The sequence below is a fragment of the Microcoleus asticus IPMA8 genome (genome assembly GCF_013179805.1).
In the GTDB taxonomy this organism is placed as follows: Bacteria; Cyanobacteriota; Cyanobacteriia; order Cyanobacteriales; family Microcoleaceae; genus Microcoleus; species Microcoleus asticus.
Genome location: NZ_SRRZ01000019.1, coordinates 31,191 through 43,396, shown reverse-complemented (window position 1 = coordinate 43,396; position 12,206 = coordinate 31,191). Strand labels below are relative to the sequence as shown.

9 protein-coding genes are annotated in these 12,206 nt (G+C 45.4%); 8 read left to right on the top strand and 1 reads right to left on the bottom strand.

Annotation, left to right across the window (positions count from 1 at the left end; genetic code table 11):
* Positions 1-26: 26 nt before the first annotated feature.
* The 6 genes from E5S67_RS07320 (at position 27) to E5S67_RS07295 (ending at position 9,920) form a co-directional block, all read left to right on the top strand.
* Positions 27-776, top strand: coding sequence for a peptidylprolyl isomerase (locus E5S67_RS07320; RefSeq protein ID WP_172186411.1), 750 nt, complete (start codon positions 27-29; stop codon positions 774-776).
* Between the two features lie 132 nt (positions 777-908).
* A complete protein-coding gene (locus E5S67_RS07315) occupies positions 909-3,917 on the top strand; it encodes a peptidase domain-containing ABC transporter (RefSeq protein WP_172186410.1) in 3,009 nt (1,002 codons plus the stop codon).
* A gap of 52 nt (positions 3,918-3,969) precedes the next feature.
* A complete protein-coding gene (locus E5S67_RS07310) occupies positions 3,970-5,976 on the top strand; it encodes a chromosome partitioning protein ParA (protein WP_422614724.1) in 2,007 nt (668 codons plus the stop codon).
* A 235-nt stretch (positions 5,977-6,211) separates the two neighbouring features.
* Positions 6,212-8,098, top strand: a complete 1,887-nt coding sequence (locus tag E5S67_RS07305; RefSeq protein WP_343045291.1) for a hypothetical protein — start codon at positions 6,212-6,214, stop codon at positions 8,096-8,098.
* Between the two features lie 3 nt (positions 8,099-8,101).
* Positions 8,102-8,863 (top strand): glycosyltransferase, encoded by a 762-nt coding sequence (locus tag E5S67_RS07300; protein WP_172186408.1) that lies wholly within the window; start codon positions 8,102-8,104, stop codon positions 8,861-8,863.
* On the top strand, positions 8,856-9,920 hold the full coding sequence (locus E5S67_RS07295) for an NAD-dependent epimerase/dehydratase family protein (protein WP_172186407.1): 1,065 nt from the start codon (positions 8,856-8,858) through the stop codon (positions 9,918-9,920). The genes E5S67_RS07300 and E5S67_RS07295 overlap by 8 nt, the downstream gene beginning before the upstream one ends.
* Positions 9,921-10,004: 84 nt before the next feature.
* On the opposite strand, the gene E5S67_RS07290 is transcribed toward E5S67_RS07295, so the two are convergent.
* Positions 10,005-10,694, bottom strand: coding sequence for a class I SAM-dependent methyltransferase (locus E5S67_RS07290; RefSeq protein WP_172186406.1), 690 nt, complete (start codon positions 10,692-10,694; stop codon positions 10,005-10,007).
* A gap of 49 nt (positions 10,695-10,743) precedes the next feature.
* Here E5S67_RS07290 and rfbC point away from each other — a divergent pair, with 49 nt between their 5' ends.
* Positions 10,744-11,289 (top strand): dTDP-4-dehydrorhamnose 3,5-epimerase, encoded by a 546-nt coding sequence (gene rfbC, locus E5S67_RS07285; protein ID WP_172186405.1) that lies wholly within the window; start codon positions 10,744-10,746, stop codon positions 11,287-11,289.
* 2 nt (positions 11,290-11,291) lie between these two features.
* Positions 11,292-12,164: a dTDP-4-dehydrorhamnose reductase gene (rfbD, locus tag E5S67_RS07280; RefSeq protein WP_172186404.1), complete on the top strand. Its 873-nt coding sequence runs from the start codon at positions 11,292-11,294 to the stop codon at positions 12,162-12,164.
* Positions 12,165-12,206 lie beyond the last annotated feature (42 nt).

Below are 12,206 nucleotides of genomic sequence, written 5' to 3'. Positions count from 1 at the left end.
AGCGCAAGTCAGTTGGAGATAAAAAAATGACAGGACTTTTTCAAATAGGCGATAAATTACTGCAAGCTCAGGATATGCCATCGCTCCTGAAGCGGTACCAGTTGATGCCACAATTCTTGCGGGGTGTAATAGTAGACCAAGCGATCGCATCCTTTAGTTGCAGCGACGAAGAACGCCAATCCGCCGTCGAGAACTTTCTGGCACAACACCAACTGACCGCCCCCGAAGCCAAAGAAGCTTGGCTGCGCAGCCAAAACATGACCGAAGAAGAACTTCAAGAGATGGCCGTTAGGCCCTTGCTGATCGAAAAATTTAAGCAAGCCACTTGGAGACCTAAAGTAGATAATTATTTTTTAACCCGCAAAGCCAGCCTAGACCACGTAGTCTATTCCCTGGTGCGCACCAAAAATCCAGCACTGGCAAACGAACTTTACTTTCGCATCCTCGAAGGGGAACAAACCTTTGCTGAAGTGGCTCGCGACTTTTCCGAAGGGCCGGAGTCCAAGTCCGGCGGCTTGTTGGGCCCTGTACCCCTCAGCCAGCCCCACCCGGCAATCAGCAAACTTTTGTCCGTCAGCCAGCAAAATCAACTCTGGACGCCGCGTCCTCTGGCAGAATGGATGGTAATTATTCGACTAGAAAAGTTCATGCCGGCCCAGCTCGATGAATCGATGCGGCTGCACTTGATTAACGAACTCTTTGAAAGCTGGCTCGCCGAACAGATATCGCAAATAGGCCCGCTACAGCCCCTCTCCTCCGTGTCTTCAATATCATGACAATCAAGCAATTTGGTCAGGGGCCCCCGGATTTATCCGTGGAGACTTGAAAAAGCGTAGCATCCTGACAAAAACCCCCTGGATTCATCTGTGGATTCAATCTTAAATCTAAAATCTAAAATCTAAAATTGGATGACTTCTTCCGCTGTTTCCCTCTCCCAAATTCAGGATTTCCTAGCTCAAACACCTCCCTTTGACCGACTGTCAGAGACGGCTCTGACAGCCTTGGTGGCTAAATGCCAACTCCTCGGCTACCGGACGGGGCAACCGCTGTTTGAACGGGAAAAAATGCCGACTCAGGTGGCAATTATCTATCAAGGCCAGGCCCGGCTGCTGGGCTTTGACCAGCGCTCGCAGCGTCACGTAAGTTTGCGGTTGGTGCAGTCGCAGGAAATTCTCGGCTGGGCTGGCTTGCTCAGGGGAGTTCCCTGCGAAACCGCCATCGCCTCTACAGATGTGATTGCGATCGTCCTACCTGCCGAAGATTTCCTGAGCGTACTGGAAAAACAGCCGACATTTGGAGAAGCCTTTCGCGAACACTGTTCCTTGAGCGAAGTATTTGAACTGTTGAGCCTGGAGTTGCAGCGCCAAGCAGACGGCACTTCCAATCTCAAGGAACTCACCCTGCAAGCTTGGCAAGATGCGACAGTTGTCAACGTGCCCAACGGCAACAAAAAAACTCAAGACCTCGCCAAAGAGCTAGATGCCGATCGAATTTGGCTCGTCAGCAGCGGCGTCTTGGGCGACTTTCCCACCGGCAGCCGCTTCTCTGTGGAAAACGCAGCCAAATCCTTAAAAATAGAAGGCCGCCTCGGCGCCCGCTTGGTCGGCTTCCGGGAACCCCCAGAACCCCAACCCGAAACAGACTCATTAAATGGCACGGCAGACATAGTAAGCCCAGGGCAGAATCCGCCCGGCGGAAAATTCATCGAGGTTCTACCCGGTCCAGACCGTCCCCCAGAACCCAAAACCGACCAACCAAAGGATGCGGCGAGATACCCAGTTTTCCGCGCCAAAGGGCAGATTGACAGCCCGCTAGCTTGCTTCCAGATGTTGAGCAAGTATTTCGGCCTCAAGTTTCGTCGAGATATCATCCGCAAAGTTCTAGAAAATCAGTTAAAAACTGCTGGTTCTATCAGTATGCAAGCCTGCGGGGCGATCGCCCAAAGCATCGGCCTCACGCCTCAATTGGCGCAAGTGCCAGCAGAAGCCATCAACCGCATCAAAGCCCCCGTAATGATTAAATGGCAAGATACCTTTGCCATTATTTACAGCATCACCGAGCAAGAATTGGTGCTCGCCACGCCCGAACAGGGGCTGATGCGGAAGCGGATACCTCAGTTTAAAGAAATCTGGGGAGAATCAGGAGAAGTCCTGCTGCTGCAAGCTCCGCAAGTCGAACAAAAAGAGCAGTTCAGCTTCTGGTGGTTTGTGCCGGCTCTCATGGAACACAAGACAGTGTTTTTTGAGGTGTTGCTCGCTTCGTTTTTTGTACAGTTATTTGGTCTTGCCAACCCATTAATCAGCCAAGTAATTATTGATAAAGTATTAGGTCAGCGCAGCATCGACACCTTGGATATTTTGGGCGCATTTCTGTTAGGTGTTGCCCTGTTTGAAGGACTGCTCAACGGTTTGCGTACCTTTTTGTTTATAGATACCTCAAACCGCATTGATGTCAAATTGAGTGCGGAGGTAATCGACCACTTGCTCCGGCTGCCCCAAAATTACTTTGACAACCGGCGCGTAGGAGATTTGGTTTACAAATTCAGCATGATGGGCCAGATTCGGGAATTCATGACGAGTACAGCTCTGACAGTGGTTCTCGATGCGGTATTTTCGGTGGTTTACGTCGCCGTTATGATCTCCTACAGCGTGAAGCTAACGTTTGTATCTTTGGCAGTGGTACCGATACTGGGGCTGATGATTGTTCTAATCAATCCGCTGGTGCTGCGCCTGATCAAACAGAGAAATATGCGTTTTGCTGACTCTCAATCTTATCTAGTGGAAGTAGTCAGCGGGATTCAAACTGTTAAGGCTCAAAATATTGAATTGAAATCCCGCTGGGAATGGTCTAGCCGCTACGCAAAATACATTACAGCCAGTTTTAAAACAATTATCACTGGGACTGCGGCCGGTACGATTAGCAGCTTTTTAAACCAGGTGGGTAACTTAGCTCAGTTGTGGGTGGGAGCTTATTTGGTACTGGGAAATGAAATTACTTTGGGTCAGTTGATTGCTTTCCGAATTATTTCCGGCAACGTGACTGGTTCGCTGCTGCGTTTTGTGAGCGTGTGGCAGAGTTTCCAAGAAGTCTCGATGTCGATCGATATGCTTAAGGATGTGGTCGATACGCCGACGGAAACCAGCGATGAAGACCGCAGCAATATCCCGCTGCCGGCAATTCAAGGGCAGGTTACCTATGAGGAGGTTTCCTTCAGATTTCTCGAAAGCGGGCCGCTGCAACTGGCGAATGTGAATTTGGAATTTCCCGCTGGCAGTTTTGTGGGAATTGTGGGGGGAAGCGGTTCCGGAAAAAGTACGGCGATGAAGTTGTTACAGCGTCTTTATCCGCCGCTGTCGGGCCGGATTTTTATTGACGGGTACGACATTGCCAAGGTGGAATTATATTCGCTGCGCAGCCAACTTGGGGTGGTGCTGCAAGATACTTTGCTGTTTAACTGTACTGTGCAGGAAAATATTGCTCTGAGCAATCCCGATGCGAGTACGGATGAGATTGTGCGAGCTGCGAAACTAGCGGTGGCTCACGATTTTATTATGGGCTTGCCTGCTGGTTACAATACGATCGTCGGAGAGCGGGGTGCGTCGCTTTCTGGAGGTCAAAGGCAGCGTTTGGCGATCGCCCGCACGATTTTGCAAAACCCGAAACTGCTGATTCTGGACGAAGCTACAAGCGCCCTAGACTACCATTCCGAACGCCAAGTTTGCAATAACTTAGCAGAAGCTTTCGCCGGTCGCACTGTGTTTTTCATTACTCACCGCCTGACTACAATCCAAAACGCCGACATAATTATTATGATGGATCAAGGTTCTGTAGTCGAGCGAGGAAGTCATAAAGAATTAATGGCTCTTAAAGGGCGTTACTACTGTCTCTTCCAACAACAAGAGTCATCGAATACCTGATATCTAAAAACGCACAACTGATAACTAACAATTAACAACTGAAAACTAACAAATGGCCATGAAATCGGTAATACTTTCTGAGCAACCAGTCATTCTCGAAAAACCAGCGATTTGGTCGCACTTGTTTTTGTGGATGATCATGCTGATGACCACTTCTGCTGTAGTTTGGGCTTATTTTGCTAGCGTAGAGCAAGCTGTCCCCGCTATCGGCCAATTAGAACTCAAAGATGGTGCTAGAGACATCCAAGCACCTGCTACAGGAGCTGTGGTGAGAGTTCACGTTGAAAATGGCGATCGGGTAGAAAAAAACCAGCCTTTGCTCACTTTTAACCCCCTTGCATCCAGTGCTGATTTAACTTCTGTTAAGAAAAGTAAAGAGGCTCTGGAAAAGGAAAACAAATTTTACGAAGATGTGGTTAACGGCAAAATTCAAGGCCCTATTCCTTCAAGCCTAGAATCAACTATCAAAGACAGACAGAGCCTCACGGCACAAAATCAAGTGCTGCAAGCTTTGATTGACGAGCTGTACCTCAATCGGGGAGCGAGCGGAAATTTTGATGCTGCTCAGCAAGGGCTTTATGTTAATTATCGATCGGAATTTTTGTCTCGCGTAGCCGCAGCCCAAGGACAAGTTCAGGAGTTGGACAAACAACTGAAGCAAGCTCAGGATGCTGAGAAAGCCGCAGGCGATCAAATGACCGTAGCACAGCAACAACTGGGTTTTGCCCAGAACCAATTAAATTATGCTCAGCAGCAGTTAAGTTCTTCGCAAGAGCAAGTAAAATCTGCCATGGCTCAGAGAGATTTGGCGGACGAACAGTTAGCGAAATCCCAACAAGTATTGAAGTCGAATCAAAACATTCTAGGCAGACTCGGCCCTCTGGTAGAGCAAGGAGCGATCGCTGAACTGCAAAAAGAAAAACAGGAACAAGATGTTTTCAGAGGCCAAAGCGACGTTCTCAAACAGCAAGATCAAATCAAGCAGCGCGAAGGTGAAATTAACGCCCGCAAAGGCGAAATTAACACGCGCCGAGGTGAGATAAATACGCGCCGAGGTGAAATTAACGCGCGTCAAGGTGACATCCAAAAAATTAGTGCTGAAATACAGCGCCAGCAAGGAGAGCAAGCGCGCCTTCAGGAGTCCATCAGCCGGGCCGAAGAACAGTTGAAAAACACCAAGGATTCCTGGGCAAAAGAACTTTACACCAAAATTGCTGAAAACCAGAAACAAATTGCCAGCAGCGATTCTCAGCTAAGTCGCTTCAAGGTAGAAAACTTGAAAAAGCTATCAGAAATCAATGCTCAACTTGAAAAAGCGCAGCAAACCCGCGACACTCAAGTTATGAAGGCTCCGGTATCGGGCGTTATCTTCGATTTGAAACCTTCTAAGAAGGAGAATGCTAAGTTGGATATGGCGAAAGATCCGATATGCCAATCCATTATTAATTCGGTGCTGAAACCGGGCGAACCGCGCCCACAACGATGCGAAGAAGCTTATTACGAAGCGCAGCAAACTGAAAAGCTACTCAAGGTTTTGGATGACGAAAACGGTCTGGAAGCAGTTGTTTACCTGGAAAACAGCAATGTGGCTCTGGTATTGGATGCTTTGAGACAGAAGCGGGAAAAATTGGAGCCGTATCACGGCAAACAATTAGATGGAGAAAAGATTGATTGCGAAAAGGGTAAAAGTTGCGTGTGTCCTGAGAAGGAAGTTAACAGAGAGAAACTGGGTTTGACGAAATACCAATGCGTGCCTGTGGAAGTGAATGTGGAAGCTTTCCCTGCTATGGAGTTTGGTACTGCTGAGGGTGAAGTGAAAGAGATTAGCAGCGATGCTGAGCCTCCTACTGAACTGCGGAAATACTACGCTTTCAAAACCAAAATTAAGCTCAAGAATCAGAAGTTTGTTTTGAACAAGGGCAAGGCAAATGAAGTGGAGGTTGGTTTGCAGTCTGGAATGTCCGTGAGTTCTAATATTAATATCGGCAAGCGGACTGTTTTGCAGATGTTTATCAACCGATTTACTGGGAAACTGGATACGTTCAAGACTGTTAAGTAGGTTGATTCGAGGCGAACAGAATTCGCTACTACACAACCAAATTCCCAGCAGAGGGGGACTAATTGTAACTGGTTCCCTGGAAGAGCCAGGGAACCCATGTCCAGAGGATCTGCCTTGCAAGCTTTCATAAAAAATGGAGGCAGATCCTCCCGGGGTTACCAGGCTCTGCCTGCTAACGAGTAGAATTAGAGCGACCTACTTAAAAGAAAATTGGAGCGCAGCTTGGTATAAAATTGTGGCTGCAATCGATCGCACATTAATGAAAAAATTTATTTTATTTACTTTATATCTAATTCCTGTTGTCTTGTTAATCGGATTTGTAGCGAATTTTAGCGTTAACGTTCCCGTTGATGACGAGTGGAGGTTAGCTAGCCTTTTTGAGAAAATAGCTCAGGGAAATGTAACTTTTAACGATTTTTGGGCTTTGCACAGCAATCACCGCATAGTGTTCCCGAAAATAATTATTGCGGTGCTGGCTTTTGCTTCCAGATGGAATATTAATTATCAGTTGTGTCTCAGCATAGGTTTGGCTGCGATAACTTTTATCGCTATGTACAAGTTATCCTCAATGCAAGTTAAGAATGTTGGGGATGATTTGTGGCATTTAGCTAATATTTTAACTTGTATTTTGGTGTGTTCCCTAGTTCAGTACGAAAACTGGCTTTGGGGATTTCAATTAGCGTGGTTTTTTGTAAATTTGTGTTTTGTAGCTGCGGTTTATGCGCTGGTTTCAAATCCCAAATTATTGCCTAATATAGCGGTTTTTAATCGGATGAAATACAGTAGGGACACGGCAGTGCCGTGTCCCTACCCGATATCTGTACTTCACTATATTAGAATCTCTATTGCTGCTGTATTCTGCTTTATTGCTAGTTTTTCCCTAGCCCAAGGTTTGCTTTCTTGGTTAGCAGCAATTCCGGCTGTAGCGGCTTTAGAAGGAAATGCCGCGCAGAAAAGAAAAAAAATTATTGTCTGGATGCTGCTGTTTGTGGCAACTTGTGCTGTTTACTCAATTGATTATCATCCCAGTCGGAAAGCAAGTATTATTTCATTGTTGAGCAAGCCACTTGTAGTGATTGATTATTTTTTGAGTTTGTTGGGTTCACCACTTGTACGTTTTCCGGGTATTTCTGCACTGGTTGGCTTGCTAATATTTGCAATTTTCTTATTTTTGGGATTCTATTTCTTCGTCATTGCGAGCCCTGCAAAGCAATCTCCAGCCCCAGCGATTGCTTCGTACCTCGCAATGACAAATAGGAATGATATTAGTGAAAATCACGATGCTTTACCTTGGCTGTCAATAGGTTTTTTTTCGGTTTTATCGGCTCTGTTTATTACTGCTGGTAGGGCCGAATTTGGGGCGATTCAGGCGCTCGAATCGTCGAGATATACGACGAATTCGATTTTGCTGTTAATTGCTTTGGTTCAGCTAGGGCAATTGTTTTTCCGAGGCAAATATCAAGAAACAAAAGCAACGTTAAACCACAACTACATTTTTTTTTATCGGATGTTGGCAGGGCTGTTAATTACTACAATTATTGTTAACTCTCAACAGGCGATCGCCCAATCTCGAACGGCACTTCTTTACAAACAAGGCGCTCAAGATTGTTTGCAGTTAATTAACTATCTGGAACAGTCTGATTTTTTTGATAATTCGCCGGAAAGCTGTTTGAGGGTGCTGAGCAAAAAAACTTGGCTCGTGAGAGAAGGCGCGGCAATTATCGACAAAATAGGTTGGAGAAAGTTCGCGAAAAATGTAGAGTTTATTTCTAATACCGAGAAAGTTTACGGCTATTTAGAGAAACCTCAAACCAGCGAAAAATCGGTGATTCTCAAGAAAAAGGCTGCTGTCAAGGCTGCGGGTTGGGCGGTTTTGCCAGAAAATTTGAAACAGCCGAACATTGTACTGCTATCTGTCGGAGATAAACAATCTTTTTTTGCTAACGCTTATGTAAATTTGGACAGTCCTGATATAGCTAAGAGTTTAAAATCTGAATTATACAACAATGCAAGGTGGGCTGTTGAATTGTCGGATAATAATTTTCCGATCGCCCAAACGGAAATTAAAGCTTGGGTGTATAATCCTGTTGACAACCAGTTTGTCCAGTTGCGCGGAGGATGAGGAGTGAAAATTTCTGTGATTATACCAGCCCACAATGAGGAGGGCTGTTTGTACGGTACTGTGCGGGCGATCGCCCAGACGCTTGATTTAGAAGGCATTCCGCACGAAATTTTGATTGTGAATGACAACAGTGTCGATCGAACTATTGATATTTGCCAGGAGTTGTCAGAGACTTTTCCCACAGTTAGATACATCAACAATCAACCTCCCAACGGTTTCGGATTTGCGGTGCGACGGGGATTGGCCGAATTTGACGGAGATGCTGTGGCAATTGTGATGGCGGATGCTTCCGACGATCCGATAGATTTGGTAGCAGGATACCGCAAGTTGCAAGAAGGATATGATTGCGTTTTCGGTTCCCGCTTTATCAAAGGCGGCTTTATAGTTGATTATCCAATTCACAAGTTAGCAATTAACCGCTTAGCAAACTGGTTTGTCAAAAGTATTTTCGGCTTGCGGTACAGCGATGTCACCAATGCTTTTAAAATTTACCGCAGAGAAGTGATTGAAGGCGTGCAACCGATTTTGAGCCATCATTTTAATTTGACAGTGGAACTGCCTTTAAAAGCAATTGTCCGGGGTTTTTCCTATACGGTGATTCCTCTGAGGTGGTACAATCGGACTGCTGGTATTTCTAAGCTGAAAATAAAAGAGATGGGGAGTCGGTATTTGTTTATTGTCTTGTATGTCTGGCTCGAAAAACATCTCTCTCGCGGCGACTACCACCGGACTAGAAAGATAGCAAAATTAAAAGTGAATGCCTGAGAGAATTTTAATTGTGGGCGGGGCGGGTTTCATCGGCAGTTGTTTGGCAATTGGCCTGAAAAAACTGCACCCGGAATGGCAAATAATTTGTTTAGATAACCTGCGTCGCCGGGGTTCAGAATTGAATCTGCCTCGGCTTAAAAATTGCGGTATTCAGTTTTTTTACGGGGATATTCGCACAGCGGCAGATTTAGATCCAGTTGCACTGAATGCTGACTGCATTATAGATTGTGCTGCGGAGCCTTCTGTGCTGGCTGGTTTTAGTTCGCCACAGTACGTTTTGCAAACGAATTTACTGGGCACTGTGAATGTTTTGGAGTTGGCGAGACAAACGGGTGCGAGTTTGCTGTTTTTGTCTACGAGCCGGGTTTATCCGATCGCCAGTGTCAAGTCTGTTAAGCTGTTAGAGTTGCCGAATAGATTTGCGATCGCCCCCGAGCAAACTTTACCCGGTATATCGGAGTTGGGCATATCAGAAGACTTCCCTTTAAAAGGACACCGTTCGCTTTACGCAGCAACTAAATTAGCTTCAGAATTGCTGATTGAGGAGTACAGGGAAGCATACAACGTGCCGGCAATTATTAACCGCTGCGGGTTGATTACCGGGGCTTGGCAAATGGGTAAAGTCGATCAGGGAGTTTGCGGTTTGTGGGTAGCGGCTCACTATTTTCAAAAGTCGCTGAGTTATATCGGTTTTGGTGGCAGCGGCAAGCAGGTTAGGGATTTGCTGCACGTTGAAGATTTGTTGAGATTAGTTAATTATCAGTTAGAAAATTTTTCCAAATTAGATGGTGAAGTTTTTAATGTTGGCGGCGGTTTGAGCAACAGTCTTTCTTTTGTTGAGACAACTGATTTGTGCCAAAAGATTACGGGGAAATCGATTCCGATTCCTCCTGTTTTGGAGGAACGCGCGGGGGATATTCCGATTTTTATTACTGATTCTTCTAGGGTGATGGAGAAAACAGGGTGGCAGCCTGTTATTGGGCCGGAAGCGGCTTTGCAGGATATTTATGATTGGATTGCTGCTAATGAGGTGGTTTTAAGTTCGATTTTGTAGGGATTTTTCAACCGCAGATGCAGGCGGATCAACGCGGATCAACGCAAATGTATCGCTCTGCCTGCATCTGACGGGAAATGCGTGTCATGAGTCTCTACCTCTCTGGTTTTGTTTGGATGCTTTAACAAACATTTGGCCTCCCAAAAATTGCCACAAAAAAGGTAATTTTAAGTAAACTTTTAAAAGCCAGGGCGATGCCGGTCTGCCTTTGGTCGAAAATGGTAAAAATCTCGGTATAATTAGGTCGATTTCAAAGCCGACCGTTTGTAAAAGTTCTTGCAGCGATAAGTGGGTAATTGGTAATTGATGATCGATAAAATCGTAATACTCTTTGAAAGAATATTTGAAATTTGGTTGGACAACTAAGAGAGAACCCCCTGGCTTAAGGGTCTCAAAACAAAATGAGATAATTTGGATTAGTTCTTCTTTATTGCGGAGATGTTCAAAAAAGTTAGAGATAAATATCCTATCAAATTCTTCGCTAAAAGCTGGTTTATCGTCAAAAGTTAAAACATCAATATTTAGCACTTTTACATCAGGATGGGCAAATAACTTTGAATCTGGATTGAGGTCAATCAAATATTTTTTTCCAGCCATAATTTGATTTATAAACTCGCAGTAGCCGCCGCCAATATCTAAAACAGTTGATTCTGGAGGAACATAATCTTGTAAAAACTCATCAATTAAAACTTTCCAGAGTGCCACTTTTGCTTGTATTTGTCGGGAATCAAATCGATTGGCGTACAATTTTTTGAGATATGCGTCGGCTTTCATAGTAAAATAGCATAGACAGAGTATGAGTTTATCACTTTCACAGCTAACTATGAATGTTATATCTACCGAAATACCGGAAGTTTTGATAATTGAGCCTAAAATTTTCGGAGACGATCGCGGTTTCTTTTTTGAGAGTTTCAATCACAAAGCTTTTGTCGAAAAAACAGGCGTGACGGCAGAATTTGTTCAAGACAATCATTCCAAATCCTCTAAAAATGTGCTGCGCGGTTTGCACTACCAAATGCAGCAGCCTCAAGGCAAATTGCTGCGGGTAGTGGCTGGCGAAATCTTTGATGTAGCGGTGGACATTAGAAAAAGTTCGCCGACTTTTGGGCAGTGGGTTGGCTGTTTGGTGAGTGCAGAAAATAAACGGCAATTTTGGGTTCCGGCGGGATTTGCTCACGGTTTTTTAGTGGTTTCGGAGACTGCTGAAGTTTTGTATAAAACTACAGACTACTATGCACCGGCACACGAGCGGTGTATCCTGTGGAATGACCCCGATTTGGCTATCGACTGGCCGCTAGATGGTGCCCAACCAATCTTATCAGCTAAAGACCAAGCTGGACAAACGTTGAAAAGAGCTCAAGTGTTTTGATCATGAAAATTTTACTCGCAGGCGGCAGCGGACAGCTAGCTCAAGAATTACAGCCGATTTTATTATCTTCGGGAGATGTTATTGCGCTCGATCGCACTCGCCTCGACTTATCCCAACCCGAAAGCATCCGTCAAGCAATGGCTGAAATTCAACCGGATTTAGTCGTCAATGCGGGTGCTTATACTGCGGTAGATAAAGCAGAAAGCGAACCGGAATTAGCAAACGCAGTCAACGGCATTGCACCCGGAATTCTCGCAGAAGAATGCGAAAAACTGGGAGCAAGTTTGATTCACTTTTCTACTGATTATGTATTTGACGGCAGCCACGGTTCTGCTTATCTGGAAACAGATTCTACTAACCCGCTGGGAAGTTACGGCAAGTCTAAATTAGCAGGCGAGGAAGCAATTCGGAAAGCGGGAAACCGACATATTATTATTAGAACCGCGTGGGTTTACGGCAACGGTGGCAAAGGCAACTTTGTCAAAACCATGCTGAGGTTGGGAAAGGAAAGAGAAGAAATTCGGGTAGTAGCCGATCAGATCGGAAGTCCTACTTGGACGGGGGATTTAGCGGAGGCAATTTCGCAGATAATTCCTCAAATACAACCAAAAAATTTTGGCACTTACCAGTACACTAACAGCGGTGTTTGTAGTTGGTACGATTTTGCGATCGCCATTTTTGAAGAAGCAGAAACACTCGGATTTCCCCTAAAAGTTCAGCGCGTAATTCCTATCACAACCGCCGAATATCCGACACCCGCAAAACGCCCTGCTTTTTCGGTTCTCTCTACGGCAAAAATATCAGCACTTCTGGGTACGCATCCTCCCCACTGGCGGCAAGGACTCAGAAAAATGCTGGCAAGAGAAGTGAAATGAAATAAGATTTACCCACAGAAAGAAACCCGGTTTCAGCCCGCC

Bases quoted from the DNA above. Each gene is read 5' to 3' on its own strand.
- E5S67_RS07320 (WP_172186411.1), top strand. From the start codon at position 27: ATGACAGGACTTTTTCAAATAGGCGATAAATTACTGCAAGCTCAGGAT.
- E5S67_RS07315 (WP_172186410.1), top strand. From the start codon at position 909: ATGACTTCTTCCGCTGTTTCCCTCTCCCAAATTCAGGATTTCCTAGCT.
- E5S67_RS07310 (WP_422614724.1), top strand. From the start codon at position 3,970: ATGGCCATGAAATCGGTAATACTTTCTGAGCAACCAGTCATTCTCGAA.
- E5S67_RS07295 (WP_172186407.1), top strand. From the start codon at position 8,856: ATGCCTGAGAGAATTTTAATTGTGGGCGGGGCGGGTTTCATCGGCAGT.
- E5S67_RS07290 (WP_172186406.1), bottom strand. From the start codon at position 10,694: ATGAAAGCCGACGCATATCTCAAAAAATTGTACGCCAATCGATTTGAT.
- rfbC (WP_172186405.1), top strand. From the start codon at position 10,744: ATGAATGTTATATCTACCGAAATACCGGAAGTTTTGATAATTGAGCCT.
- rfbD (WP_172186404.1), top strand. From the start codon at position 11,292: ATGAAAATTTTACTCGCAGGCGGCAGCGGACAGCTAGCTCAAGAATTA.